The following is a 26,036-nucleotide window of genomic DNA, read 5'->3' as shown; positions in this document are numbered from 1 at the left end:
ACGCTACCCACCCTCGCGCCGCGTCACTCCGCGATCGTGAAGGTCTCAGGAAGGGTGTCGCCGCTGTCGGGCACCACTCGGCGGAACTCGTCGCCGTCGCGCTCGTAGAGTCCGGCCACGGCGCCGGTGATGAAGTAATCTTCCGCGGCGTCGCCGGGGAGCATGGAGGGCGTGAGGAACAGCAGGTATTCGTCACCCTGAGTGAGCACGGGTCCGGTGTCCTGTCTGACATCGATGACATCGCCGACGCCGACCGTGGCGAGGTCGCCCTCGAGGTTGGCTCCCAGCTGAGGATTGCTGGGAGCGTTGGTCACCTCGACCGTCGACACCGTCGTCGATGCGTCGGCGCGCTGCCCGGTCACGGTGCCGATGACGATGATCGAGCTGTCGGCCGCCATCGCGTCGAGGCCGTCGTAAAGCGTCGCGCGGCTCCCCGAGGAGGAGCCCGCGCAGGCGGTGAGCATCGCCGACATGAGCGCGATCAGCGCCACCCCGATGCCTCGCGTCGGTCCCCGCATTGCCACCGCCTCGCTGCCGGTCGCGAACCGGCTGCCGGTTCTGGCGTCAGCCTATCCAGTGCCGTCTGCGTCAGGCGGCAGCATCCGTCTCCGCCGCCGCAGAGTCCGCGCGCTCTGCCGTGGCGAGCGAGCGCGTGAAGAGCAGCAGCCATCCGACCACGAGGCCCGCGCAGACCATCTCGTGCGTGGCGAGGGTGTAATACCCGATCCAGAACAGACTCGCCGAGAAGAAGATGCCCGCCGCGACCGCGTACGCGAGCGTGATCATCGGCCAGCGCAGGCACGGCAGCACCCAGCGCAGGCCGAGCAGGAAGGCCCCGAAGACGATGGCCATGCCGATGGCGAAGATGTTGTGGCCGACCTGGCTGAACGTGACCGGCACGAGCGCGGCGCCGAGGAAGCACGCCGCCAGCGCGAGGAACACGAAGTAGACGATGAGGGCCCTCGTGCGGGTCACTCGGGATTCGGTGCGCGCCCACGCCTGCAGGCTCGTCAAGAGGTACATCGCGAGCAGCGCCGTCACCCCGCCCGCAATGATCAGGGTCGCGTTGAACACCGCGGAGGTGATCCCGCCCCTCCCGCCGAGCTCGCTGAAATTGAGCCGGTACCACTCGTCGTCCTGCGTCGTCGCGACGCTCACGGTGAACCCGGTCGCCACGACGGCGAACAGCAGCAGCACGAGCCGGGTCGCGGTGACGTGTGCCGCGAGGGCGAACGCCGTGTAGCCGCACCCGCCGGCCACGAAGGCGACGATCATCGTCGCCGTGAGCGTGTCGACCGCGGCGCCGGGCCAGATCATCGATGCCGCCTGGAACAGCACCCACTGGACCATGCCGAACACCGCCGCGAGCGAGACCCCGACCGCCGCTGTCATCCACGCCCGCCGAGCACGCGTGACGCCTTTCAGCCACGCCTGCCGCGGATCGCGGGCGGCCAGGCGATAGCTCACCGACGCGGCCGCGAGCGTGACGGATGCTGCGACCACGATGCCTGCCGCGCCGACCGACGCCCCTTCCCACACGAGTGCGGCACGGCCCCAGAACCCCAGGGCTCCGGCGGCCAGGCCGATGCCGAAAGCGAGAGCCGCGACGACGATCGCCCGGGCCTCGGTGCGCACCGCGAAGCGTCGCGCTTCGACCACTCCGTCACGGTGCAGCTGCTTCTCGACCCGTACCGCGGCAGCTTCGAGGCGTGCTTCCTGCGTCCACGCGCCGCGTGCCATGGCTTGATTGTCCACCCATCGCGGCCCCTTCGGGCGGTGCCGCGATGCGCGACCATCCGTCAGGCAGACCTGAGGGGACACGGATGCTGAGGCCCGCAGCATCCGTCATCAAGAGCGTCGCCCCTTCCGCGAGGGCGCGGGGGTACGTTGAGGCTGTGGATGGATCGTCCTCCGCACAAGACTCCGGCCCCGAGTCGCTCGAGCTCACGGCAGGAAGCCCGCGCCCGTCAGACCCCGAACGCGAGCTCGACGAGCTGCGCGCGCGGGCGTACGGCCCGGACGCCGACATCGAGGCGGACCCGGCGGCGATGGCCCGGCTCGTCGAGCTGGAGGCTGCCCACCTGGCCGCTGCCACCGCGGTGCGAACCGGTGGATCGGCTGTCGGCGCCGCGCCCGTCCCGGCAGCCGCGCCCGCGGCGCCGACGGGCGACACGCGACCGGCCCCCGCCCGGCGGCCGCCGCGACGTGCGTGGGCTGTCGTCGGAGCGACTGTCCTCGTCGGCGCCCTCGCGGCTGCCGTGTGGAATCTCGTGCCACGTCCCGATGCGACGCTGCAGCAGGTCGCCGTCGAGGCGGACAGCGACATCATCCGCGTGCTGAGCGCCCAGGGCAGGGGGCCGGTTGCCTCGACGCTGCACCGATTCGAGCTGTACCACGACGTGCGCGTGTGGTCGGTCGAGGATCACGCGGGAAAGGTCTGCTTCATCGTCTGGGACCTCGCCGCGAGCGGCAGGTTCTCCATCAAGTGCGCCCCGCCGGGCACGGAGGTCGCACTGACCCTGAGCGTCGCGCGGGAAGCGGACGAGTTCGGGCATTGGCTGCCCGACGGGAGCAACGTCGACTTCCGATTCCGTGAGAACACGGTGGACGTCTTCGTCCGCCCTCCCGCCGGCTGAGCGCCGTCAGCGGCGCTCGGCGATCGCCTGCACCTGCCAGTCGTGAACGTCGACGAGCCAGTCCAGCGGGGCGGACGGGCCGATGCGCGGGTCGTCGGGGGCGCGGCCGTCGCGGAGGGCCTCGACATACGCGCGGTCCTGGGCGATGCGGGGGCGCAGCTCGCCGGCGCCGCCGACGGAGCCGTGCCCGGGGACGACGGCGGCGACGTCGTCGGCGACACTCTCGAACAGGTCGAGCGCGGCGAGGTAGTCGCCGATCGGATCATCGGCCTGCAGATCGAGGAACGGCATGAGAATGTCGGAGAGCATGTCGCCCGCGACGAGGACGCCGCTTCCTTCGACGAGCAGTGCGGCGTGCCCAGGCGCGTGCGCGCGATGTTCGAGGACGCGCACGGCCGGGCCGTCCCAGGGGAGGTGCGTGGTCCCCTCGGGGAGGCCCGTGATGTGGCCGAGCAGCTCCATCGGGATGTCGTCGGCGTACTCCGGCGGCAGTCCCTCGGCGATCTGCTCCTTCCAGTCCGCCATCGACAGCACTTCGCGGATGGATGCTGCGCCCCGGGCTGTGCCGTAGCGCGGCGCGTCGCCGAGATCGGGGTGCCACAGCACGTGGTCCCAGTCGGGGTGCGTCGAGAAGGCCGCCACGACCGGCCGGCCGAGCTCGCGGAGGTCGTGCGCGAGGTCCGCCATCTCAGCGCGCGTGATGCCCGGGTCGACCAGGAGCACGCCGTCGCGCCCCTGCACGACCGTGGCCTGGGTCTGGATGAACTCGCTCTCGTGGGTGAGAACACCCTCGGCGACGTGATTCAGCATCGGATGCCTCCGCAGGTGGTGTGCGATCGTTCGAGGAAGACGCTAGTCCCGCACCGGACCCGCGATCCAGCCCGCGGCCCGCGGCGTGAGACGATGCACGAGATGGATGCCGCGACCCTCGACGAGCTGCGCACACTGCGTGCTCGCGCCTATGGCCCCTCCGCCGACATCGAGCAGGATCCCGCCGCACTGCAGCGGCTCCGCGAGCTGGAGGCGAGCCGCGATGCGCCGGACGCCGCGGTGCCGGACGAGCCGTCCGAGGGGCAGGCCCACGTCGAGCCCGCACCCGCGGAGGCGCGGGTGCTGCCGCCCGCCGACGACGGCGCCGAGCTCTTCGCCATCGCCGAGTCGAGCGAGACCGAGTCGGACATGCCGGCATCCGCCCTGCCCCGAAGGCCCCGTCGCCTGTCGAGCCGGTCCGTGGCGCTCTGGGCGCTCTCCGTGGTCGGCGCAGCGGCCCTGGCCGCAGGGCTCACGTATTCGCTGACGTCCGCGCCGCCGGTCGATGCCTCCAGCGGTGCGACGCAGGTCGACACGCTCGAGCCCGATCCGTTCATCGAGGTCCCGGCCGGCTGGTTCGGCGCCGGCCCGAGCTCGATGGCCTTCGAGTACTACGGACTCACCCTGTTCGAGAGCACCGGCGGCTACACCGGCGCTCTCGGCACCGACTGCTTCGCCGTGGTGGCGACCGAGCAGATGCCCGAGCTCGACGCCGACACGAACTCGTGGTCGATGTCGGGGACCATGTACAGCGGCTGCGGCGCGGGCGCGTTCCCCGCCACCGTCCAGTTCGTCGTCGACAGCAACGCGCCGCAGCAGCTCCGCGACCGCTTCCCCTCCGACAGCGCCCTGCAGTTCGTCTTCGACGGCAGCCGCATCGGCGTCTTCCTGGCGCCCAGCGAGTCCTGACCCGCGTCAGTCCTTGCGGCCGGCGACGCCCAGGAAGCGGATGAAGACCGCGATCCAGCCGAAGATCAGCGCGAACACGATGATCTCGAACGCGGTGAGCGAGAAGTACCCGACCGCGGGGATGAAGAGGATCACCGAGACCACCATCGCCGCGAGGAACGTCCACGACGCGACGAAGTAGGTCCGCGGCATCCCCCGAAGGAACCGTGGACCGCCGATGAGCAGCACCAGGTACATCACGGCCATGCCGGAGGCCGACAGGTTGTGCGCCGGCATGTTCACGTCGACGGGGAAGATGCCCACGCACGCGAGCATGATGCCCATGATGACGAAGAGCACCGGGACGATGCGCATTCCGCGCGGGTTCTGGAGGACACCCGCCTCGGTGAGTTCGCGCATGTCGTTGGCGACGTAGACGGCGAACGTCGTCACGAGCAGGCCCGCGGCGATGAGGGTGCCGTTGAAAACCCAGCTCGAGAGGTCGTCTTCGAAGGTGCCGAGCTGGCTGAAGTGGAGCGTCCACCAGGTCGGGTCGGGCGTGGTCACCATGGCGGTGAGCGTGCCGATCGCGATGAACGTGAGCAGCAGCGACGACATGCGCTGCGTCGTCATCGCCGACACGGAGAGGTACACGAACCAGGTCGTGAGGCCGAGCGTGATCGCCATCAGCACGACCGCCCAGAACGTGATGATGGGCAGCCCGATGAACCCCATCGCGAGCACGCGTCCCAGCGCGTACACGGCGACGAAGGCCAGCGCCGTGTGCACGATGACGACCGAGATGGTGTTGACGATGTACTTCCACGACGGCAGCGACTGCCGCCACTGCTGGCCCGGGCGGTTGCGGGAGCGCCAGTACTCGACGGTGGAGGCGACGGCGGCGACCACCGCGGCGCCGCAGGCCGCCCAGAATGCGAGCGAATCGGCCTGGCCGCCCAGCTGCACGTCGGGGGCGAGGATCCCCACGAGGAGGCCGTAGACCGCGCCGACGATGCCGGCGGCGAACGCGGCGTAGACCGCCTCGGACTCGGCTTTGCGACCGGGCGTCGGGGGAGCGGCGTCCGGCACCGGCGAGGTGTTCACAGTGCTCACGAGGTCAGAGTACGACCGCGTGAGAACGTCGAGGGTGATCGGCGCAGGAAGATTCGGTCACAGATTCGTCAAGCGCCGCGCTGGAGCCAGGGGCGCAGCATCCGTGTCACCCACGGGAGCACCGCGTACGTCATGACGGGGGTGAGCAGCACCGTCGAGAGGAGCACGCGGGCGATCAGCGGCCACTCCGCGAAGCCCGGGACGAACCCGAGAAGCCACGACGCGAGGAGGTTCGTGGGGAAGAAGCCGAGCCAGATCGTGACGGCCTGCTTCCAGCGCGGCGGAGCGGCCGGGATGGGCTGCTGCACCGGGCCGGTGACCGGTGAAGTCGCGTGACTCGGATGCCTCGACTCGACGTGCGTGGCGAACGGGGCGTCGAACCATCCCTCGATGCCGGTGCGTCGTTCGACCCTGACTTCGCTCGCGAAGGCGCGGCCGGAGTCGAGCCACCATGACCGCTGCGGTGAGTCCTCCCAGGCTTCGAGGGTCGGGATGTCGCGGAAGCGGTAGAGCATGTACCAGAGGTCGCTGCCTTCGCCCGCACGTACCCAGCCTGAGCCGAGGAAACCCGCGAAGCCCGCGGCGAGATCGGTGCCGGCTTGCATCCAGCTCGTGGCTTCGACGGTGCGGGAGGGATCGATGCGCCGTTCGATCGCGACGGTGATGGGATGGGCCACGGGTTCTGCCATGCCATCCATTCTGCGGACGCCGGAGCGGTGGTGGTCACCGGGACGGGTGCGGGCGCGGGTGCGTAGGAGAGGGCGCGCGGCAGCGACAGCAGCCAGAAGCCCATCGTCACGAAGGCGACGAACTCGAAGAGCGCGAGAGTGATGAAGCCGGCGGTGAGCACGCCCATGCCCGTCGCGAGGAGCGCGACGCACAGCATGGTCGCCCGGCGGAATCGGCGACTGCGACCGGGAATTGCAAGTCCCGTCGCGACGGTCGAGACGAACGACAGCCCGAGCGCGGTGGCGATGACGTCGTGCCCTACCGGGCTCACCGGGATCGGGACGAGTCCGACGCCGGTGAGGAACAGTCCCGCCGACACGATCGATCCGCGGAACGCGCGTGACGCACGACGACGGATGCCGCGGGGCAGCGCCACCGCGATCAGCACGCCGTACGCCGCGAGGAAGAAGCCGGAGAAGATCGTGATGCTGTTGAAGGTGCGGCCCGAGAAGTCGGTGTGGGTGCCGAGCTGCGAGAAGTGGAGCTGCCACCACGTGGTGTCGCGCGTCGTCAGGATCGCGACGGCGACCCCGACCGGGAGCGACAGCACGGCGAGCCGGCCGATGCGATGTGCGAGGTATCCGTTGTCGGTCTTCGGCGCCGCGGGTCGGGTCGGGGTCGTGGCGACGGTGGTGGTCGTGACGGCGGTGGCTGCGGCGGTGGCTGCGACGGCGGTGGTGGTCGTCGCCGAAAGGGATGCTGCGTCCGTGGGGGCGCTCGTCGCGGCGTGCGAGAGCACCCGCGCCACGGCGGGTCGGGGGTCTACGCGGGTGAGCGTCGACGCGCTGACGGCGGCCGTCGCGCGCGACGGCGAGACGGTGACCGGTGGAGCGTCGGAAAGGGTCGTGGGAGGCATTCGACTCACGATCGGTTCTGCACGGCGTCCCCGAAGCCGGATATCCCCCCAAAGAACCCCCGGTCCGGGGTCCGTTGGTCAAGACGGCAATTCCCCAGTTCAGCGGCGAACCGCATACCGAAACTGTATCCCGCAGAGCCGAGAAAGCGCTGGTCGGTGGTATACAGCGATTCCGTGGTGTAGGCATCGTGCCCGGTACGCTGGACGGGCCGGTTCACGCGCCGCGCCGCGTGGACGGCGCGCGGGTGCCGCGGACCCGCACCTGGAGGAGCCGGATGCCCAAGAACAAGAAGCCCGGCGGCGGTCGCGCGGCGAAGAACTTCGACCCCCGGTACAACCCGAAGTACCGTGCGGCGAGCGAGGGCCGCGACGCGCAGGACGGCAAGCGCCGGCCCGGCGAATCGTCGGCGGGCAAGGCGGGAAGCCGCAGCGTCGGGCACCGCGGACACCGCACCGAATCCACGGACGCCACGGCGCCGAAGCGCCGCTGGACCGAGCAGGAGCGCGCAGGCCGGGATGAGTCGCGGGCGATCCGCACGCACTCGCGGGACGACCGCGGGCGACCGGGGCGTGACCGGGACGACCGTCGTGATCCGGTGCGCGGCGAGGCGCAGCGCCGGGACACTCCACCTCGCCGCGACGACGGTGCGCGGCGGGACGCCGGTGTGAGGCGGGATGCCGCTCCGCGGCGGGACAGCGCTCCGCGCCGGGAGGAGCCGGGCCGCCGCGATGTCGTGCACGAGCGGCTCGAGGCCGCGGCGGTCGCACCCGCCGAGGTCGGGGGCGTGACGTTCGCCGATCTCGGCCTGGGACAGAACATCGTCAAGACGATCGCCGAGCTGGGGGCGCAGCAACCGTTCCCCATCCAGGCGGCGACGATCCCGGCGATCCTCGCCGGTCGCGATGTGCTGGCGCGCGGCCGCACCGGATCCGGCAAGACCATCGCGTTCGGTGCGCCGCTCGTCGAGAGCGTGCTGCGATCGCAGGCGCGGGAGAAGCGCGAGTTCGGCCGTGCGCCGCGCGCCCTGATCCTCGCGCCGACGCGCGAGCTCGCGCTGCAGATCGACGCGACGGTCCAGCCGATCGCCCGCAGCGTCGGCCTCTTCACGACGCAGATCTACGGTGGCGTGCCCAAGGCGCGTCAGCTCGGCGCGCTCAAGCGAGGCATCGACATCGTCATCGGCACGCCGGGGCGCATCGAAGACCTCGTGGAGTCGCGCGCTCTCGACCTCTCGCAGGTGCGCGTCGCGGTGCTCGACGAGGCCGACCACATGTGCGACCTGGGCTTCCTCGAGCCGGTGCAGCGCATCATGCGCCGCACGTCCCGCGACGCGCAGCGCCTGCTGTTCTCGGCGACGCTCGACGGCGAGGTGACGTCGCTGGTGAAGGAGTTCCTCAGCGAGCCGGCGGTGTACGAGATCGCCGGCGAGACCCAGCGCACCGGCACCATCGATCATCGTGTGCTCGTGGTCGACCATCGCGACAAGCGCGACATCCTGCGCACGCTGGTCGATCGCAGCGGCAAGACGCTCGTCTTCACGCGCACGCGCGCGTTCGCCGAGATGCTTGCCGACCAGCTGGACGACGTGGGCATCCGAGCGCTCGCCCTCCACGGCGACCTCGACCAGGCCCGCCGCACGCGCAACCTCGAGAAGCTCACGTCGGGTCGCATCGACGTGCTGGTCGCGACGGATGTCGCGGCCCGCGGCATCCACGTCGACGACATCGATCTCGTGGTGCAGGCGGACGCGCCCGACGAGTACAAGACGTACCTGCACCGTTCGGGCCGCACGGGCCGCGCGGGACGCTCGGGCACCGTCGTCACGTTGGTGACGCGCGCGCGCCGCGAGCGGCTCGCCGACCTGCTCGACCGGGCCGACATCGAGGCGCCGTTCGACGAGGTGCGCCCCGGCGACGACCTGCTCGAGGAGCTCGCCGGGCGCTGACGTCACGTCGCTCACCGCCCCGACCGGGCCGCGAACCCTTCGAGCAGCTCGGCCGCGCGCGGCGCTCCACCGAGCGACCTGAGTTCGGCGGCGACGCGGGTGGCGGCATCCCTCATCGCGGTGTCCGTCGAGGCGCGCTCGAAGCCTGCCGCGACCTGCGCCGAGGTGGGCGTGCCCGTTCGGAGGTTGACTCCCGCGCCGGCCCACGCGACGCGTGCCGCGATCTCGGGCTTGTCGAGGTCGCCACCCGCGATGACGAGCGGGATGCCGTGGCTCAGCGCGGTGAGCGTGCCGCCCCAGCCGCCGTTGGTGATCACGACGGCGGTGCGGGGAAGGAGTGCGTCGTAAGGGAGGTATCCGGCGATCCGCGCGTTCGCCGGAACGGGGAACGGGAGCTCGTCGCGGCCGCGCACACCGGTCGATACGACGACGAGCACGTCGCGGGCTGCGAGGGCGTCGACCGCGGGGCGGATGAGGTCGGTGGGGTCGATGTTCTGCGTGCCCTGCGTGACGTGGACCACAGTGCGGCCCTCGAGATCGCCCCACCACCCGGGCAGATCGCCGGGCACGGTGGGCGGGGCCGCGAGCAGACCGACGAAGTCGAGGTGCGCGGGCCGGTCGGTGCGGCCGAAGTCGAGCAGGGGCGATCCGCTCGCGAGGATGCGCCGGTCCGACAGCGCCGTCTGCTCGAAGGTGAGAGGCGTCGCGGGCAGCCCGACCGCGACCCGCGCGCGCACGATGGGCTTGGTGAGAGGCCGCATCGCGAGCGGCGCGATGCCTCGGAGCGCAGCATCCCGTGTCTTCGTGATCGGATTGCGGCCCGGCGTGAGTCCCATGCCGCTCGGCGGACCCTGCCCGCTCGAGAGGTGGAGCGGCAGCACGACGATCGTGGCACGGGGGCAGCCGGACCGGTCGGCGAAGAGGGCGGCGCCGATGGAGGTGTCGTCGGTCGCGATCGCGTCCCAGGGCTCGCGGTCCCACTCGGCCTGCAGATCGGCGACCTGAGCGGGGGCGGTGTCGATCATGACGTCTTCGAGGTTCGCGAAGACCTGCCTGAGACCCTTGCGGCCTTCGAGCCGGGGGAACGTCGCGCGCAGATCGTTCTCGTCGAAGTCCGGCGCCTCGCGCCAGGGCACGTGGACTGCTCCGCATGCCTCGATCCCCTCGCGGAACGCGCTTCCGGTGTAGAAGCGCACGTCGTGGCCGCGTGCGACGAGCGCCTGGGCGACCGCGCGCAGCGGGAGGACATGCCCGGTGAATGGCATGGCCGTCACCAGGAATCGGGCCATTGGGACATCGTGTCGCAACCCGGGGAGACGCACCAGGGCCTCGGCGCGCCGTCGAGGCCGAGACCGGCGAGGCGCAGGCCGCTCTGAAAGCGCCCGTTCGTCGACGGCGGCGCGAACCTCACCCACCTCGCTACTCCCGGCCATCCGCTCCTCATTTGAGGTTGTGGGCCGACGTGAGGCCCGGCGGCGGCGCGTTGGCCCGCATCTCGGCTCTGATCCTCAGATGAGGACAAGAGGTCGAGTGCGGGCCGGCCCCAGGGGCGCAGCGTCCGCTCCTCATTTGAGGTTGTGGGCCGACGTGAGGCCCGGCTGCGGCGCGTCGGTCCGCATCTCGGCTCTGATCCTCAGATGAGGACGGGGTGGGGAGCGAGACCGCGGGGGTCGCGGGCGCGGTCGCGCGCGTCGGGGTGTCGGCGAACCTGGGGGCTTCGGCCGAGGCCGGGGGCAGGGCGCCGCTGTTTCGGCGGGAACCCCGTGCTTCGGCGGCGCATGCGGCCACCACCTCGGCGCGTCGGGCGGGGGGTCAGGCGGCGGGCGCGGCGCCGATCGAGGCGATGAGTTCGGGGTCGCCGCCGAGGGACGTGAGGCGCGCGCGGAGTGCGACCTCGGCACGGCGGTAGGGCTCCTCGCTCGTGTGGAGCAGCGAGCGGGTGTTCGCCGCCTCGAGGAAGGACACCATCTCGAACGTGAGCTGGCGCGCGTCATCGAGGAGGGGCAGCTCGCCGGCGGCCATCGCGTGCTCGATGCTCGCGGTGAGGTAGTCCTCCCACTCGCTCGACGCCGTGACGATCGCGTCGCGGACGACGCCCGGCTTCGCATCGAACTCCACGGAGGTCGCGGCGAAGAAGCATCCGCCGCGGAACACGCGATCGCGGGAGTAGTCCAGCCAGTCGCCCAGCAGTGTGCACACGCGGATCAGGCCGCGGGGGGTGCGGGCGCGGGCCGGCGCGACGACGCGGTCGATGAAGACCTCACGCGCGGCCGCCACGACGGCGAGCTGCAGCTGCTCCTTCGAGCCGAACAGCGTCGCGATGCCGCTCTTGCTGTGGCCCGAGGCATCCGCCAGCCGCCCGATCGTCAGGCCGTCCAGGCCGTCGACCGTCGCCGTGTCGACCGCGTGTGACAGCACGGCGCGCCGCGACTCGTCGCCTCGGAGGCGGCGTCGGTCGATGGGGGCTTGTGTCACACGTCGAGATTACCGTACGATCGTTCGTGTTCATAAGTACGATCGTTCGTATTCTTCTGATCGGAGCATCATGAATCTCGCACTCGCCGCCGCAGGCACGTCCGTTCGCGCTGCGGCCGCCTTCTCGCCGCGGTGGGGAGCCGCCGTGGCCATGCCACTCTTCGGTCATGTCGCGAAGCCGCGACCCGTGCACGCCGACGACGAAGCCACGTTCCTGCGCGCGCGCCTGCATGCGGTGCGCATCGCCGGCATCGACCGCCGCGGTGTCGATGTCGACGTCTACGAGTGGGGCGACGGTCCGCGAACGGTCGTGCTTTCGCACGGCTGGAATGGCCGCGCCAGCCAGTTCTCGGTGCTCGTGCGCGAGCTCGTCGCCGACGGGTATCGTGTCGTCGCGTTCGACGCGCCCGCCCACGGGGGATCGGGCGGTCGCCACACCTATCTCGTCGACTGGCTCGACGTGTTCGCCGCGCTCCAGGAGCGCCACGGCGGGTTCGACGCGATGGTGGGCCACTCGTTCGGCGGCCTGGCGACGCTCGTGGGTGTCGCGGGCGGGATCGATGCGGGGCGCGTCGTGACCATCGCCGCGCCCGCCGACGCCGACCTGCTGCTGAGTCAGTTCCAGGGCATGCTCGGCTACTCCGACGCGGTCGCGGCGAGCATGCGCGAGCGCTTCGCGACCCGGTACTTCCCCGGCGAGCCGGACCCGTTCGCATGGCTGTCGGGTGTGCGGCGCCCGCTGCCAGGCGGGGTGCCGCTCCTCGTCGTTCACGACCACGGCGATCGCGTCGTGCCGTTCGCCGAGGCGGGTCGGGTCGTCGTCGCCAACCCGGGGGCGCAGTTGCTCGCGACGAAGGGCCTCGGGCACAACCGCATCCTCACCGACGACGCGGTGCTCGATGCCGTGCTGGACCACGTCCGCACTCCGCTCGTCGACGTCGAACGGGTCGAGCTCGAACGGGTCGAGGCCGAACGTGTCGAGGTCGCGGAGTTGGGCGCGGTCGCGGCGTAGCAGCGCCGCGTGCACAGAGTCGGAGGTTCTGAGCGACGCGCCGGGACACGGATGCTGCCGCTCGGCGCGTCGCGCGAGACCTCCGATTCTGTGCGCACAGATCTCGGCCGTTCGGCACATCTGCGGCGCAGCGCGCAGCGGCGAGTTCTCGCCGGGCGGGGCTCAGAAGAGCCGAGCGGATGCCTCGGCCCCAGGCAACGACCGGGAGGACGCCGCCCGCAGCGACGTCGCGGCGGCACGCCCGCGCGAGGTCGTGATGATCGGCGGCGCGCTGCGCGCATCGGCTCGATCGGCGAGACCCGCCACGGGCGCGCCGCGCGGATTCTCTTCCTCGGCCTGCCCGTCGAGGCCGTGCACGCGCAGCAACGGGCGCACCCGCTTGGCGAGCCACGAGCGGTAAGCCTTCGGCGCGTATGCCGTCGCGCCGGGATAAAGCCCTCGATATGACGACACGAGCTCGGGGTGCCGCTCGGCGAGCCACTCGAGGAACCACTGCTTCGCGCCGGGCCGCAGGTGCAGTGCGCCATAGACGACCCGCACCGCTCCCGCCGCCTTGATGCGGGCGAGTGCGTGGTCGATCGCCGCGATCGAGTCGGTGAGGTGCGGGATGATCGGCATCAGGAACACCGTGACGCGGAAACCCGCCTCGGTCGCCGCGCGCACCGTCTCGAGGCGCGCGGTCGCATTGGGCGTGCCGGGTTCGATGAGATGCTGCAGCTCGTCGTCGAACACCGCGATCGACATCGCGAGCGTCACGTGCACCTGGCTCGCGGCATCCTGCAGCAGGGGCAGATCCCGCCGCAGCAGCGTGCCCTTCGTGAGGATCGAGAACGGCGTGCCCGACTCGGTCAGGGCCGACACGATCCCGGGCATCAGCTTGTAGCGCCCCTCCGCGCGCTGGTACGGATCGGTGTTCGTGCCGAGCATGACCGGATCGTGCTGCCAGCTGCCCCGGCGCAGTTCCTTCTCGAGTACATCGGCGACGTTCACCTTCACCACGACCTGCGTGTCGAAGTCCCGGCCCGCATCGAGCTCGAGGTACTCGTGGGTCCCCCGCGCGAAGCAGTTGTGACTGACAACTCCGTTCGCGATGAAGTCGCCGGTCGACGTCGTGATGTCGACCATGTCGATCGTCTCGCCGAGGTCTTCGATCGAGACGACCCGAAGCGGCGCGTCAGACTTCACGGCATCGCTGATCAGATTCAGCTTTCGGGTGATCGCCGGCCGTGTGAGCTCGAAGAATCGTCGACGCGCCGGGAGGCCGCCGAGAAGACGCACGCTGCTCACCCCGTTCGGTCGCGGAGGTTCCTGAACGAACGCGAAGCCGTGGGCGCGCAATGAGGTCCCGATCATTGCGAGGATCTCGTCGTCTGAGTTAGAGAATCGCAGAATCCCTCGGCTGCAGCTTCCTTCTGCGTCGAAGATTCCGGCCAGGTAACCCCTCATCCATTCGGGTGATGCCGACGCGGGCCATTGGATGAGGGCACCGATTGCTTCGTAATCCGCTGCTTTGGACGTGAAGATCGCGTCCATCCGTCGACGTTCGGCAGTGGCGGGAGTGAACTGACGAAGCGTCGTGGCCGCCCCAGCGGTCCGAAGATACTCGCGCGAGCGTTCCAAGGCCTCCGAATCTGCCAGGGCGAGGCGGAATCGATGCGCTACAGAGGTGCCGTTGCGATTCGACCGCGGGTACGGTCGCTTCAGCATCATCCCGTCACCGCGGATCATCCCGCACAGATACCCCTGTCGGTAGGCGTCGGTCTCCGCAGTCGCCGCCGTCAGGCCGCCGGTGCCGAAGCCGATCAACTTGTTGTTCGTCGTAAGGAACGGGCGCTGGGGTGAACCGGCGGGCGCAGGCTGCACGTACTTCCACCCGCGTTCGGTGAGGAACCTGTGATCGCCGCTCGCGACCAACACGGTGCCGTCGGCGAGCGTCACGCGGTAGGCGCGCTTGCGCGTGCCCCACTGGGCGGACACGGTAGCTCGCACATACCGGCGGTACGAACCCTCACGCCGCGTGCCGATCACCTCGTCGCCGGCGCGCACGTCGCCGATCCGCTTGCTGCGGCCGTCGGCCATCAGTACCTGCGTGTCGGGATGCAAGCAGTAGACGCATGCATGACTGCAGCCCCGATAGGGGTTCACTGTCCAGTCGAAGGGCATCGCGGAGGCGCCCGGCACGTGGTTGAGGGCGGACTTGCAGAGCACCTCGTGGAATGTCACGCCCGCGAACTCGGGGGTCGTCACCGAGCGCACCAGACCGTTCAGCTGTTCGAGGCCGGGCAGGGCCGCAGCATCCGCCACGCCCAGTTCCTGACCTTGCCATCGCATGCATCCATGAGAACAAAGCTTCGAACTTAAGTCAAGACCAGCCACGCCGTGTCTAGAACATCGACGAGACGGATGCCGCTTGCCTGGCCAAAACCGGCCGTCGCGGGTAAGAATGGCTGACGTGACGGAGCCTGGCAGGCTCGCTACCCCCCGAGCCGCCCCCGAGACTCGCCGCGCCGCCCGAGCGATGCGCGAAGAGGCTGCGAGGCGTGCCCGTGCAGCGGAATCCGCCCCCGCCGGCGCGCCCGCGTCCGCCGCCGATTCCGCCGACGACGTCCTGGCGTTCGAGCTGCCGAGCGACGAGTTCGTGCCGGGTTCGATCTCGGCGGGCGCACCGTCCGCGCTGCCGCTCGACCTCCGACCGACGGGCGCCGCTGCGCACCGAACCGACTCGACGCCCCACCGTGTTCCCGAGGCGCGCGTGCGCGGACGCCGACGCGCGGTGCGCTCGCCCCGCCCCGTTGTCAGCGAACGCCGCGCGGCGCGCGCCGACGGACTGCTCGAGGTCGACGAGGGCGCGCAGCCCGTGCGCCATGCGCGGCCGCGTCGACTGACGAAGCGACTGATCCTGGTGGCCGGGCTCGCAACCGGTGCCGCGCTGCTGCTCGGGTCTGCGGCGATGACCGCGATGATGCTCCCGTCCGAGCCGCAAGCCGCCGGCACCGATGCGGCGCTCACGATGACGATGGAGCTGCCCGAGATCGAGCAGCTTCCGGTTCCCCAGGTCGAGGAGTCCCCGCCGGCGGCCGACATCTGCTCGCTTCCCGACGTGGCGGCCGCCGTGCAGCGCGGCGAGGACGAGGCCGCGATCGTCGCAGCCGGCGGCGGCGAGGCGTTCCGCGCCGCGGTCGTCGAAGGCCGGGCTCCGTGCGTGGACCTCGGCGACTCCGCCCGTGTCTGGACCGTCATGGACAAGATCCGGCCGGCCAACCCGATCGACTACCGCCCCAGCGCACTCGTCCTCCCCGACGGGGTGCGCAACATCGAGGGCGGCGCGCTGCGGTCTGACGCGGCATCCGCTCTCGCCTCGCTCGTCACCGCCGCCCGCGACGCCGGTGTCGGCGAGATCGCGCTCGAGAGCGGGTTCCGCTCGTACCAGACCCAGCAGCAGACGTACGGGCGCCACTTCGCCGAGAAGGGCGAGCGCGCCGACCAGGTGAGCGCGCGGCCCGGATACAGCGAGCACCAGCTGGGACTCAGCGCCGACGTCGTCGCGTGCGCCGGCTCGTGCGGGACGCTCGACCAGCTCGCCGCGACGCCGCAGGGCCAATTCGTCGCCGAGCACTCGTGGGAGCACGGGTGGATCGTGCGCTACGCCGAGGGAGCCACGCCGGTGACCGGCTACCTCCCCGAGCCGTGGCATCTCCGCTACGTCGGCCCCGAGCTCGCGAAGGCCTATCACGACGGCGGCTGGAGTTCGCTGGAGGAGTTCTTCGCACTCGACCCGGCTCCCGACTACCTCGGCTGACGTCGGGCGTCGGCACTACTCTGCGGATCACGGATGCCGCGGCTCACAGCATCCACCGGCCTGAAACTGAGTACCATATACGGTGAGATGCAATTCCACCGGGGGTGCGTCTGCACACAGACTCGAAGACGAGAGGAAGGCGCATCATGGAGCGCGAGATCTACGACGAGGACCACGAGGCGTTCCGCGACGTCGTCAAGGAGTTCGTCAAGCGCTACGCGTCGGACGAGAAGCGCAAGCAGTGGGACGCGGACGGCGAGATCGACCGTGCGACCATGCTCGCCGCGGGCGAGGCCGGCATCATCGGCCTGTCGGTGCCCGAGGAGTTCGGCGGCGCGGGCATGCTGCAGGACTACCGCTTCCGTTCGATCGTGCTGGAAGAGACGATCGGCGCGGGCCTGGGCTCGCTCGCCGGCGCACTCGGCATCCAGGACGACCTCGCCGTGCCGTACATCGTGCACATGGGCACGCAGGAGCAGAAGGAGAAGTGGCTCCCCGGCATGGCGACCGGCGAGATCCTCGGCGCCCTCGCGATGACCGAGCCGGGCGCGGGCAGCGACCTGCGCGGCATCAAGACCACCGCCAAGCGCGTCGAGGGCGGCTACATCGTCAATGGAGCGAAGACCTTCATCTCGTCGGGAAAGACGGCCGACATGGTCGTGACGTTCGTGAAGACCGGCGAGGGCAACCGCCCCGACGCCTTCAGCCTGCTGATCCTCGAGGACGGCATGCAGGGCTTCGACCACGGCAAGAAGCTCGAGAAGATGGGCTTCCACGGCTGGGACACCGCCGAGCTGTCGTTCACCGACGTCTTCGTGCCGGAGGAGAACCTCATCGGCGGCAAGGAGGGCCTCGGCTTCATCCAGCTCATGATGAACCTGCCGCTCGAGCGCCTGTCGATCGGCGTCGCCGCGGCCGCGGCCGGCGAGGCGGCGTTCGCCTGGACGCGCGACTACGTGCTCAGCCGTGAGGCGTTCGGCGAGCGCATCGCCGACTTCCAGAACACCCGCTTCAAGCTCGCGGACATGGCGACGACCGTCGACGTGATGTGGGCCTACGTCGACCGCGCCATGCTGCTCTACAAGGACCAGAAGCTCACCGCCGAAGAGGCGGCCAAGGTCAAGTTCTGGACGACCGACCGCGAGGCCGAGCTCCTCGACGTCGGCGTGCAGCTGCACGGCGGCTACGGCTACATCACCGAGTACCCGATCGCCCGGGCCTACCTCGACGCCCGCGTGCACCGCATCTACGGCGGCACGAACGAGATCATGCGCGACCTGGTCTCGCGCCAGATCGTCGGCAAGCGCTGACGCTCACTCGATAACGGATGCCGCGACCCGGCGCCTCTGCGGAGGCACCGGGTCGCGGCATCCGTCGTGTGCAAGCGTTCCCTCCGCAGTCACCTTCGGCGGGTGCAGTTCGTTCCGTTCCCGCACAAAGTGACTGCGGAACTCAGACGCCCGGCGCTGAGCAGTCAGTTCGGGTGGGTTCGTGGTGCTGGGACGCGCCAAAGGTGACTGCGGAACCTCGGGGCGGCGGGGCGGCGGGCGGTGGGCTGCGAGGAGGCGGGGCGGCGGGCGGCGAGGAGGCGGGGCGGCGGGGAGGCGGGGCGGCGAGGAGGCGGGGCGGGAGCCGCGGGGTCAGTGCTGGCCGGCGGGGCCGGAGCCGCGGCCGAGGCCGCGCGCCGCCAGGCCGCGACGACGGGCGAGCTTGGCCACTCCGGCCTTGCGGAGGCGGTCGGCCACCAGGATGCCGAGCGCGACGCCGGCGACGCAGCTCGCGATCGTGAGGGCGAAGAAGGTGATGAGGGCCCACGGCTCCATCGCCCACAGGTTGAACGACGCGGCCGCGAGCACGGGGTAGATCGCGCCGACGAACACGGCCCCGGCGTAGTACTGCCACGTGCGCCACGACCGGTACAGGGTCACCAGGAACGCGAGCTCGGCGAAGAACGCCCACCAGATCGCCGCCCCGAGGAACGGGAACACGACGAGCCCCGAGATCACGCCGACGAGGATGCCGGCGAACGGGCGCTCGAGCAGGCGCAGCGCGACGGTGGCCGGCAGGAGCCAGAGACCCGCGATCGCGACCGAGACGAACGGCACCGTCGCGAAGAGGACGGTGGAGATCCAGCCTGCGCCCCACAGCATCACGCCGCCGGCGACGCCGATCGCGGCGCACGTCAGCAGGTACGCGGTGGTCGCGCGGCCGCGGGTGCTCCGCGGCGTCGGCGCGGCGGGCGTCTGGGCGGCGGGCCCGCTCACGAGTGGGCCTCGGCCGTCGCGCGCTGGGACTTCGGGGCGGGCGACGCGGCGCCGACGCGCCAGTAGCCGCAGAAGCTCACGAGGTCCTTCGGGACGCCGCGTTCGCCGACGAGGTGCCGGCGACCCTCGGTGGCGAGGGCCTGCTCGCCGACGATGTACGCGTGGGTCGCAGCATCCGGAATCGAAGCGTCGCGGAGGGCCTGCAGCGCCAGGGTTCCGGGCTTCACGTCGTGGTCGCGGACGATCCAGCGCACGATGATTCCGGCGGGATGCGGGAAGTCGAGCGCGTCCTCGGCGGAGGGCACCTCGATGATCGCGAGGCCGGTCGCATGCGACGGCAGCGCGGCGCAGATGCCCGCGATCGCCGGCAGCCCCGTCTCGTCGGAGACCAAGACGACGCGGTCGGTGCCGCGGTCGGGGTTGAAGGTGAGGCCCTCGTCGATCACGACGACGCTCTCGCCCGCCTGGCAGGACTCCGCCCAGCGCGAAGCGGGACCCGCGGTGCCGTCGGCCGCGGAGCCGTGCAGCACGAAGTCGACGTCGATCTCGGCGCCCGTGGTCGCCGTCGCAGGGCGGAACGCGCGGACGGTGTAGTTGCGCATGACCGGGCGCACACCGTCGGGGATGCGGAGGTACTTGAGGTACCCGAACATCTTGTTCGCCTTCGCGGGCAGGCGCTCGAGGCCCTCGTCGCCCCCGAGGGGAAGGAACAGGCGGAACCACTGGTCGTAGCCCATGGCGCGGAACCGATCGATCTCGCCGCCGCCGAGCGTCACACGCAGCCAGTGCGGGGAGAGTTGTTCGGTGCGCAGCACCGTGAGGTGCACGAGGCCCTGTGTCTCGGGCTTGACCAGTCGAGGATGAGCCATGTCGGTGCTCCTTGTCGGGCGGGCGAGGGGGTCAGAGGCCCCAGGGGAAGAAGGCGGCGAACAGCGCGGCGGACGCGAGCCAGAACGCGAGCACGAACACGGTGTCGCGCACCCGCCACGGCACGAGGTGCCGCTCGGTGCGGTCGGGGTGCGCGCCGAAGGCACGGGCGTCCATGGCGAGGGCGACCCGCTCGGCGTGACGGATGGCGCCCGCCATGAGCGGCACGACGTAGCCGAACCAGCGGGCGATCGCGGCGAAGGGCCCGCGCCCGCCGTGGGCGCCGCGCACGCGGTGCGCCTGGCGGATGACGTCGAGCTCGTGCCCGAACCGCGGCACGAAGCGGAACGCCGCCAGCGCCGTGTACCCGATGCGGTAGGGCACGCGCAGCTGCTGCACCGAAGCGCGCACCAGGTCGGGTCCGCTGGTCGAGAGCCCCGCGATGAGCGTGAGGGCGAGGATCGCGGCGAGGCGCAGACCCGTGGCGAAGCCCACTTCGAGCGCGCCGCCGTACATGGTCCAGCCGCCGAGCTGCCACACGATGACGGACTGATCGACCCGCGAGGCGTCGGTCCACAGCGCGAACCCGAAACCGATGACGAGCGCGCTGAGCGGCAGCGCGAGGAACAGGATCGCCGCGAGGCGCCGGGTGAACGACACCCCCACCAGCAGCACGACGTACGCGAGCGCGAGGAACGCGGCGGGGGTGGCGAGATCCCGCACGAACACGAGCAGCGCCATCGCGGGCAGCGGCGCGGCGAGCTTCGCGAGCGGGTTCATCCCGTAGAGGAAGCGGACAGCGGATGCCTCGACCCGCCGCGCGTACGGATCGAACGTCGAGTGTGCGGCCGTCGCCGCGGTGAGCGGGCCGGTGTCGGTCACGCGGCACCTCCCGTGGCGTGCGGGGTCGGGGCGGCCGTCGGCGTCGATCCGGTTCGCAATTCAGGATCGTTGGGGCGCGGCAGGTCGATTCGGGCGGGTTCGCCTGCATCGGTCCTGAATTGCGAACGCGACGTGGGGAGGGGTGCGGGTGCGTCGGGGAGGTCGGCGAGGCGGGCGATCCGGGAGAGCTCGGGATGACGCTGCACGCCCTGCAGGGCGCGGCGGAGGGGCGGCGGACGCAGGCCCGCGCGGGCGATGAGGGCGTCGTCGGCGAACAGGTCGGTCGTCGGGCCCTCGGCCAGCACGCCGCCGTCGGCGAGCACGACGGTGCGGTCGGCGTAGTCGGTCACCAGCTGCATGTCGTGCGTGACGACGACGATCGTGGTGCCCTCGGCGTTCAGCTCGGAGAGGAGGGAGAGGAGTTCGTCGGCGCGGGCGCGGTCCTGGCCGAACGTCGGCTCGTCGAGCACGAGCACCGGGGCGCCGGCCACGAGGGCGGTGCCGACGGACAGGCGCCGCTTCTGTCCGCCCGAGAGAAGGAAGGGGTGGCTCTCGGCCTTCGCTTCGAGCCCGAAGCGCTCGAGGAGCGCCTCGGTGCGACGTCGCACCTCGTCGTCCGGCAGGCGCTGGCGCCTCAGGCCGTGCGCGATCTCGTCGAACACGGTATGCGCGATGAACTGATGCTCGGGGTTCTGGAACACGAAGCCGACGCGCGAGCTGAGGGTGCGCGCGTCGGCGCGGCCGACGTCGAGCCCGTCGACGTGCACCGTGCCCTTGGGCGGTGAGACCACCCCGGCGAGCGCCTGGATGAGGCTCGTCTTGCCCGCGCCGTTCGCTCCGACCACCGCGACGAAGGCGCCTCGCGGCACGTCGAGGTCGACGCCGTGCAGGACCTCGGTGCGGCCGCGGCGGAGCGTGAGGCTCCTGACGCGGATCAGCGGTGCATCCCCACCCCTTTTCGCGGATCCGGAATTCGGAGATTCGTCGCGTGTGCGGAGCGCGGCGGCCGCAGCACCCGGAATCGGCGCGATTGTCCGAATTGCGGATGCGGCGGGGAGAGGCGCGTGCGAAACCCCGGCGGGAGCGGGGGCCGACAGGGCGGGCTCGGCGTCGAGAGCGGCACGCAGCTCGTCGGGGGTCAGCGGCAGCGGGTCGAGGCGGAAGCCCGCGCGGCGGAGCCGCAGGGCGGCGATCGTCGACACCGGCAGCCACACGCCCATCGCGTGGAGATCGTCCGCGCGGCCGCGCAGCACGTCATCCACTGAGCCGTCGGCGGCGAGAAAACCGTCGTGGTCGAGCACGACGACCCGGTCGACGAAGCCGACGGCGGCGTCGAGGTTGTGCTCGACGAGGAGGATCGCCCGGTCACCGGCTGCGACGAGTTCGGCGAGGGCGGCGTAGACCTCTTCGATCCCGGCCGGGTCGAGATTCGCGGTCGGCTCGTCGAGCACGAGCAGCGGCGACCCCATGGCGAGGGCGCACGCGATCGCGAGCCGCTGGCGTCCGCCGCCCGACAGGTGGTCGGGGTTCTCGCGTCGGCGCTCCCACAGGCCCACTCGGCGGAGGGCCTCCTCGGCGCGGGCGAGCACCTCGGCCACCGGCATCCGGAGGTTCTCCGGCCCGAAGGCCACTTCGTCGAGGAGCGTGCCGGTCACGAGCTGCGCGTCGGGGTCCTGGAAGACCATGCCGACACGGGTGCTGAGCTCGGCGACCGGCGTCGCCTGCGTGTCGAGGCCGTCGACCTCGACCGATCCGGTGACGGTCGCCGGCACGGCCTGCGGCAGCAGCCCGTTGAGAGCGAGGGTCAGCGTCGACTTGCCGGACCCACTCGGGCCGAGCAGCAGCACGACCTCACCGGGGGCGACATCGAACGAGACGGATGCCGGCGCCGGCGTGGTCTCGCCGTCGTGGGTGATGCCGAGCTCGCGCACGCGCAGCAGCGGCACGGCAGGAGACACGGGGATCCGATCGTCGAGGGAAACTTAGCCTTCCCTAACTTACCGGCCGACCGCGTGGCGGCGAAACGGCTCCGGGGCGACGGATGCCTCAGAGCTGGCTGCGTCGGGCGACCCCCGCGCGCCGCAGCGCGGAGCCGATCGCGAGACCCACGGCGGTCCATGCCACCGGGCCGACGATGAACAGTGCCACGTAGACGATCTGACCCCACAGGGGGAAGCGGGTCACGTCGGCGGCGAACCAGATCGCGGCGGCGATGACGACGCCGACGATGACTGCCGAGAGGAAGAATCGCCACGGCTCCCAGCGCTTGTAGCGCGAGGTCGCGGCGATGATCTCCTGCAGTCCGCCGATGAGGAGGGCGGTGCCGATGTAGCGGCCGATCCAGAGTGGCACGACCGCGCTCGCGACGAGGGCGGCGACCATGTGCGTGATCAGCGCGACCCATGGCCGGCGCAGCAGTTCCTGCGCGACGACACCGGGAAGCACGTGCACGCCGAGGACGAGTCCGTAGAGGATCGGCGCACCGGCCGAGACGAAGCCGCTGATCGCTCCCGCGCCCGCCTGCAGAACGCCGGTCGCGACGCCGATGGCGGCGCAGGTGAGCAGAACGCTCGTCGAAATCCGGGTGCGGGCAGCCACCTGCCCAGCGTACTGGGACGCGGCCTCGCGATTCTCACTGAGCTCTCATTAACTGAGATTCACCTGGCAGTTACGTTTGAATCCGTTGCGCCCCGACGATGTGGCGCAGCGACTCCCCACATATCAATGGAGGCCACGTATGGGTCGATCCTCCGTCAGAGCAGCAGCGGTCGTCACACTCGCCGCACTGTTCACGGGCACCGCCACCGCCAGTTTCGGCAGCGTCCCGGAGGAGGTGAACACCCCGACCCCCATCAACGCTGAGGACGGCCAGTACATCGTCCTCCTCAAGGACGCACCCCTCGCCACCTACGAGGGCGGCACGAGCGGCATCCAGCGCACCAAGCCCGACAAGGGCACGCAGCTGGACGCCAATTCGACGGACTCGAAGAAGTACCTCGCGCACCTCAAGAAGCAGCAGGCGGATGTCGCGGCCGAGGCCGGCGTCACGCCCCAGCAGTCGTACGGCGTCACCGTCAACGGCTTCAGCGCCGCGCTGACGGCGAAGCAGGTTGCCGAGCTGAGCGCAGACAAGGGTGTGCTCGGCGTCTTCCCCGACGAGATCTACCACCCCACCGCCGCCGTTCCGTCGACGGAGTTCCTCGGCCTCGGCTCGAACACGACCGGCTCGGGCGGCATCTGGGATGCCGTCGGCGGTGTGAGCGAGGCAGGCAAGGGCGTCGTGGTCGGCGTGATCGACACGGGCATCGCGCCGGAGAACCCCTCGTTCGCGGGCGACCAGCTCAAGAAGAAGGGCGCTCAGGGCGTCCCGTACACGGAGAACGGCGACACGATCGTCTTCGACAAGGCGGACGGCGGCCAGTTCCGCGGGCCGATCACGATCGCCCAGAGCTGGGACAAGCGCCACTACAACACCAAGCTCATCGGTGCGCAGTACTTCTCCGCGGGTGCGGCGGCGTCGGGCTTCGACTTCAGCTACGACTTCCTGTCGCCGCGTGACGGCGACGGCCACGGCTCGCACACCGCGAGCACCGCGGCCGGCAACTTCGGGGTCGATGCGTCGGTCGAGGGCATCGGCTTCGGCAAGATCTCGGGCGTCGCTCCGGCAGCCAAGGTCGCGGCGTACAAGGCCTGCTACGTCGGACCGGACGACCTCGTCACGACCGACGACATCTGCGCCGGCAGCGACCTGATCGCGGCCATCGACAAGGCCGTCGCGGACGGCGTCGACGTGATCAACTACTCGATCGGCGGCGGCGCGGCATCCACCGTGCTGAGCGCCGACGACTACGCGTTCCTGGGCGCGGCCGCGGCGGGCGTCTTCGTCGCGGTGAGCGCCGGCAACGACGGTCCGGGCGCCTCGACCGCCGACCACGGTTCGCCCTGGTACACGACGGTCGCGGCATCCACCATCCCGACCTACGAGGGCACGGTCAAGCTCCCCAACGGCTTCCAGGCCGCGGGCGCATCGGTGACGGTGCCGTTCGGCAAGGAGCTGACCGGACCGGTCGTCTACGCGGGTGACATCGCCAAGGCGGGCGCCGCACCGAACGAGGCGGCGCTGTGCTTCCTCGGGACGCTCGACCCGGCCAAGGCCGCCGGCAAGACGGTGATCTGCGACCGCGGCACCAACGCCCGCGTCGAGAAGTCGCAGGAGGTCAAGGCGGCGGGCGGCACGGCGATGATCCTCGTCAACGTGACCGCCGGATCGCTCGACAACGACTTCCACTCGGTGCCGACCGTCCACATCGACGCGCAGTACCGGGCGGCGCTGCTGGACTACGTGCGCACCGCGGGTGCCGGCGCGACGGCGACGCTCGTGGGCGACAACGTGACCGGCAAGGTGACGCCGACGCCGCAGATCGCCGGGTTCTCGAGCCGCGGCCCGATCCTCGCGGACGGCCGCGACGTCATCAAGCCCGACGTGTCGGCTCCGGGCGTCGCGATCCTCGCGGCCACGCACAACGGACCCAAGGAGAAGCCCACGTTCGGCTTCAAGTCGGGCACGTCGATGTCGTCGCCGCAGGTGGCCGGCCTCGGTGCGCTGTACCTCGGCGAGGAGCCGCTGGCGTCGCCCGCGAAGATCAAGTCCGCGCTCATGACGACGGCGTACAACCTCGTCGACGCGAACGGCCAGCAGACGGCCGACACGTTCGCGCAGGGTGCAGGTCACGTCGATCCGAAGCGGTACTTCAACCCGGGCCTCGTGTACGAGAACGGCATCGTCGACTGGGCAGGGTACCTCGAGGGCGCCCTCGGGCAGGACTACTTCGACGGCGTCGACCCGATCGACCCGAGCGACCTGAACCTCGCCTCGATCGGCATCGGCGCGCTCGCGGGCACGCAGACGGTCACGCGCACCGTGACGGCCACCACCGCCGGCGCGTACACGGCGTCGGTGAACGTCCCGGGTGTGGACGCGGTGGTCGAACCGGCGACGCTCGACCTCAAGGCCGGCGAGTCGAAGTCCTTCACGGTGACCTTCACGACGGCCGGTGCGTCGCTCGAGAAGTGGGCGACCGGATTCCTCACGTGGACGGGCGCCGGCAACACGGTGCGCTCGCCCATCGCGGTCTACCCGGTCAGTGCCGACGCGCCGCCGACGGCGTCAGGCACCGGTGCCGAGGGCGACCTCGACATCACGGTCACCCCGGGCTTCACCGGGCAGCTGCCCCTGACGGTGCTCGGCCTCGCCAAGGCCGACGTGCTCATCGACGGCACCGAGAAGACCGGCGAGGCGAACGACGGCACCACGAACGTGCTGGTCCAGGTGCCGGCGGGCATCGACGTGGCGAAGTTCGCGCTGAACTCGTCGGTCGACACGTCGGGCACCGACCTCGACCTCACGGTCTACCGTGTGGTGAGCCCGACCGACCTGCGCTACTACGAGCGCTGGCAGTCGGCCACCGCGTCCGCGGACGAGGCGGTGCAGATCACGAAGCCGACCGAAGGGTGGTACGTGATCTCGGCCAACGTGTACGCGTTCACCGCACCGTTCACCTGGACGGCGACGAGCGCGCTCGTCGGCCCGGGCGGCGTCGGCTCGCTCACCGCGGACCCGAGCACGCTGGCCGCCCAGCAGGGCGAAGCGGCGACGTACAACCTGTCGTGGTCGGGTCTCGACAAGGGCAGCTACCTGGGCGTCGTCCGCTACGGCGACTCGCAGGTGCGCACCGTGGTCTCGGTCGACGTGCCGTAAC

20 protein-coding genes and 1 pseudogene are annotated in these 26,036 nt (G+C 70.9%); 7 read left to right on the top strand and 14 right to left on the bottom strand.

Translation table 11 applies throughout. The annotated features are described in order from the left end of the window. Positions 1-23 precede the first annotated feature (23 nt). Positions 24-518, bottom strand: coding sequence for a hypothetical protein (locus Q9R33_RS07435; protein WP_310244702.1), 495 nt, complete (start codon positions 516-518; stop codon positions 24-26). Positions 519-588: 70 nt separating this feature from the next. Beyond that, on the bottom strand, positions 589-1,740 hold the full coding sequence (locus Q9R33_RS07430; protein ID WP_311293333.1) for a hypothetical protein: 1,152 nt from the start codon (positions 1,738-1,740) through the stop codon (positions 589-591). 155 nt (positions 1,741-1,895) lie between these two features. Between Q9R33_RS07430 and Q9R33_RS07425 the strand changes: the two genes are divergently transcribed. Further along, complete coding sequence (locus tag Q9R33_RS07425) at positions 1,896-2,636, top strand: hypothetical protein (protein ID WP_311293332.1); 741 nt, start codon at positions 1,896-1,898, stop codon at positions 2,634-2,636. A 6-nt stretch (positions 2,637-2,642) separates the two neighbouring features. On the opposite strand, the gene Q9R33_RS07420 is transcribed toward Q9R33_RS07425, so the two are convergent. Then, positions 2,643-3,446, bottom strand: a complete 804-nt coding sequence (locus tag Q9R33_RS07420) for an MBL fold metallo-hydrolase (RefSeq protein WP_311293331.1) — start codon at positions 3,444-3,446, stop codon at positions 2,643-2,645. A 102-nt stretch (positions 3,447-3,548) separates the two neighbouring features. Between Q9R33_RS07420 and Q9R33_RS07415 the strand changes: the two genes are divergently transcribed. Beyond that, the gene (locus Q9R33_RS07415) at positions 3,549-4,355 is read left to right on the top strand and encodes a hypothetical protein (RefSeq protein ID WP_311293330.1); all 807 of its coding nucleotides are present in this window, start codon (positions 3,549-3,551) and stop codon (positions 4,353-4,355) included. A gap of 6 nt (positions 4,356-4,361) precedes the next feature. On the opposite strand, the gene Q9R33_RS07410 is transcribed toward Q9R33_RS07415, so the two are convergent. From Q9R33_RS07410 to Q9R33_RS20470, 3 genes and pseudogenes are all read right to left on the bottom strand, one after another. Continuing rightward, positions 4,362-5,447, bottom strand: a complete 1,086-nt coding sequence (locus tag Q9R33_RS07410; RefSeq protein ID WP_056364902.1) for a DUF998 domain-containing protein — start codon at positions 5,445-5,447, stop codon at positions 4,362-4,364. Between the two features lie 68 nt (positions 5,448-5,515). Then, positions 5,516-6,136 carry an antibiotic biosynthesis monooxygenase gene (locus tag Q9R33_RS07405; RefSeq protein WP_235560079.1) on the bottom strand — a complete coding sequence of 207 codons (621 nt, stop codon included), beginning with the start codon at positions 6,134-6,136 and terminating at the stop codon, positions 5,516-5,518. Positions 6,137-6,279: 143 nt separating this feature from the next. Then, positions 6,280-7,032 (bottom strand): annotated as a pseudogene (locus tag Q9R33_RS20470) (hypothetical protein); the annotation flags it as partial. Positions 7,033-7,307: 275 nt separating this feature from the next. On the opposite strand from Q9R33_RS20470, the gene Q9R33_RS07400 reads away from it, so the two are divergent. After that, positions 7,308-8,978, top strand: coding sequence for a DEAD/DEAH box helicase (locus tag Q9R33_RS07400; RefSeq protein WP_311293329.1), 1,671 nt, complete (start codon positions 7,308-7,310; stop codon positions 8,976-8,978). 11 nt (positions 8,979-8,989) lie between these two features. On the opposite strand, the gene Q9R33_RS07395 is transcribed toward Q9R33_RS07400, so the two are convergent. Then, positions 8,990-10,267 carry a nucleotide disphospho-sugar-binding domain-containing protein gene (locus tag Q9R33_RS07395; protein ID WP_311293328.1) on the bottom strand — a complete coding sequence of 426 codons (1,278 nt, stop codon included), beginning with the start codon at positions 10,265-10,267 and terminating at the stop codon, positions 8,990-8,992. A 523-nt stretch (positions 10,268-10,790) separates the two neighbouring features. Next, positions 10,791-11,453 (bottom strand): TetR family transcriptional regulator C-terminal domain-containing protein, encoded by a 663-nt coding sequence (locus Q9R33_RS07390; RefSeq protein WP_311293327.1) that lies wholly within the window; start codon positions 11,451-11,453, stop codon positions 10,791-10,793. Between the two features lie 70 nt (positions 11,454-11,523). On the opposite strand from Q9R33_RS07390, the gene Q9R33_RS07385 reads away from it, so the two are divergent. After that, positions 11,524-12,465, top strand: a complete 942-nt coding sequence (locus tag Q9R33_RS07385; protein ID WP_311293326.1) for an alpha/beta hydrolase — start codon at positions 11,524-11,526, stop codon at positions 12,463-12,465. Positions 12,466-12,627: 162 nt separating this feature from the next. Here Q9R33_RS07385 and Q9R33_RS07380 read toward each other — a convergent pair whose 3' ends face one another. Beyond that, on the bottom strand, positions 12,628-14,796 hold the full coding sequence (locus tag Q9R33_RS07380) for an intein-containing Rv2578c family radical SAM protein (protein ID WP_311293325.1): 2,169 nt from the start codon (positions 14,794-14,796) through the stop codon (positions 12,628-12,630). Between the two features lie 121 nt (positions 14,797-14,917). Between Q9R33_RS07380 and Q9R33_RS07375 the strand changes: the two genes are divergently transcribed. Beyond that, the gene (locus tag Q9R33_RS07375; protein ID WP_157549307.1) at positions 14,918-16,264 is read left to right on the top strand and encodes a M15 family metallopeptidase; all 1,347 of its coding nucleotides are present in this window, start codon (positions 14,918-14,920) and stop codon (positions 16,262-16,264) included. A gap of 146 nt (positions 16,265-16,410) precedes the next feature. Further along, positions 16,411-17,574: an acyl-CoA dehydrogenase family protein gene (locus Q9R33_RS07370; protein WP_056364887.1), complete on the top strand. Its 1,164-nt coding sequence runs from the start codon at positions 16,411-16,413 to the stop codon at positions 17,572-17,574. Between the two features lie 330 nt (positions 17,575-17,904). Here the strand turns inward: Q9R33_RS07370 and Q9R33_RS07365 are convergent, their stop codons facing one another. From Q9R33_RS07365 to Q9R33_RS07345, 5 genes are all read right to left on the bottom strand, one after another. Then, the gene (locus tag Q9R33_RS07365; RefSeq protein ID WP_311293324.1) at positions 17,905-18,528 is read right to left on the bottom strand and encodes an ECF transporter S component; all 624 of its coding nucleotides are present in this window, start codon (positions 18,526-18,528) and stop codon (positions 17,905-17,907) included. Continuing rightward, on the bottom strand, positions 18,525-19,397 hold the full coding sequence (locus Q9R33_RS07360; protein WP_311293323.1) for a siderophore-interacting protein: 873 nt from the start codon (positions 19,395-19,397) through the stop codon (positions 18,525-18,527). The genes Q9R33_RS07365 and Q9R33_RS07360 overlap by 4 nt, the downstream gene beginning before the upstream one ends. A 31-nt stretch (positions 19,398-19,428) precedes the next feature. Further along, on the bottom strand, positions 19,429-20,277 hold the full coding sequence (locus Q9R33_RS07355) for an energy-coupling factor transporter transmembrane component T (protein WP_311293322.1): 849 nt from the start codon (positions 20,275-20,277) through the stop codon (positions 19,429-19,431). Then, complete coding sequence (locus Q9R33_RS07350; protein WP_311293582.1) at positions 20,274-22,241, bottom strand: energy-coupling factor transporter ATPase; 1,968 nt, start codon at positions 22,239-22,241, stop codon at positions 20,274-20,276. Before Q9R33_RS07350 ends, Q9R33_RS07355 begins: the two co-directional genes overlap by 4 nt. Positions 22,242-22,323: 82 nt before the next feature. Continuing rightward, complete coding sequence (locus Q9R33_RS07345; protein WP_056364878.1) at positions 22,324-22,875, bottom strand: ECF transporter S component; 552 nt, start codon at positions 22,873-22,875, stop codon at positions 22,324-22,326. 139 nt (positions 22,876-23,014) lie between these two features. On the opposite strand from Q9R33_RS07345, the gene Q9R33_RS07340 reads away from it, so the two are divergent. Continuing rightward, entirely contained in the window at positions 23,015-26,035 is a 3,021-nt protein-coding gene (locus Q9R33_RS07340; protein ID WP_311293321.1) for a S8 family serine peptidase, read from the top strand. The last annotated feature ends 1 nt before the right edge of the window (position 26,036 follow it).

Origin of the sequence: Microbacterium sp. PRC9, from assembly GCF_031844125.1 — a bacterium.
Lineage (GTDB): Bacteria > Actinomycetota > Actinomycetes > Actinomycetales > Microbacteriaceae > Microbacterium.
Note: the sequence above shows the minus strand (reverse complement) of the source record. Positions and strands in the feature narration are given on the sequence as shown.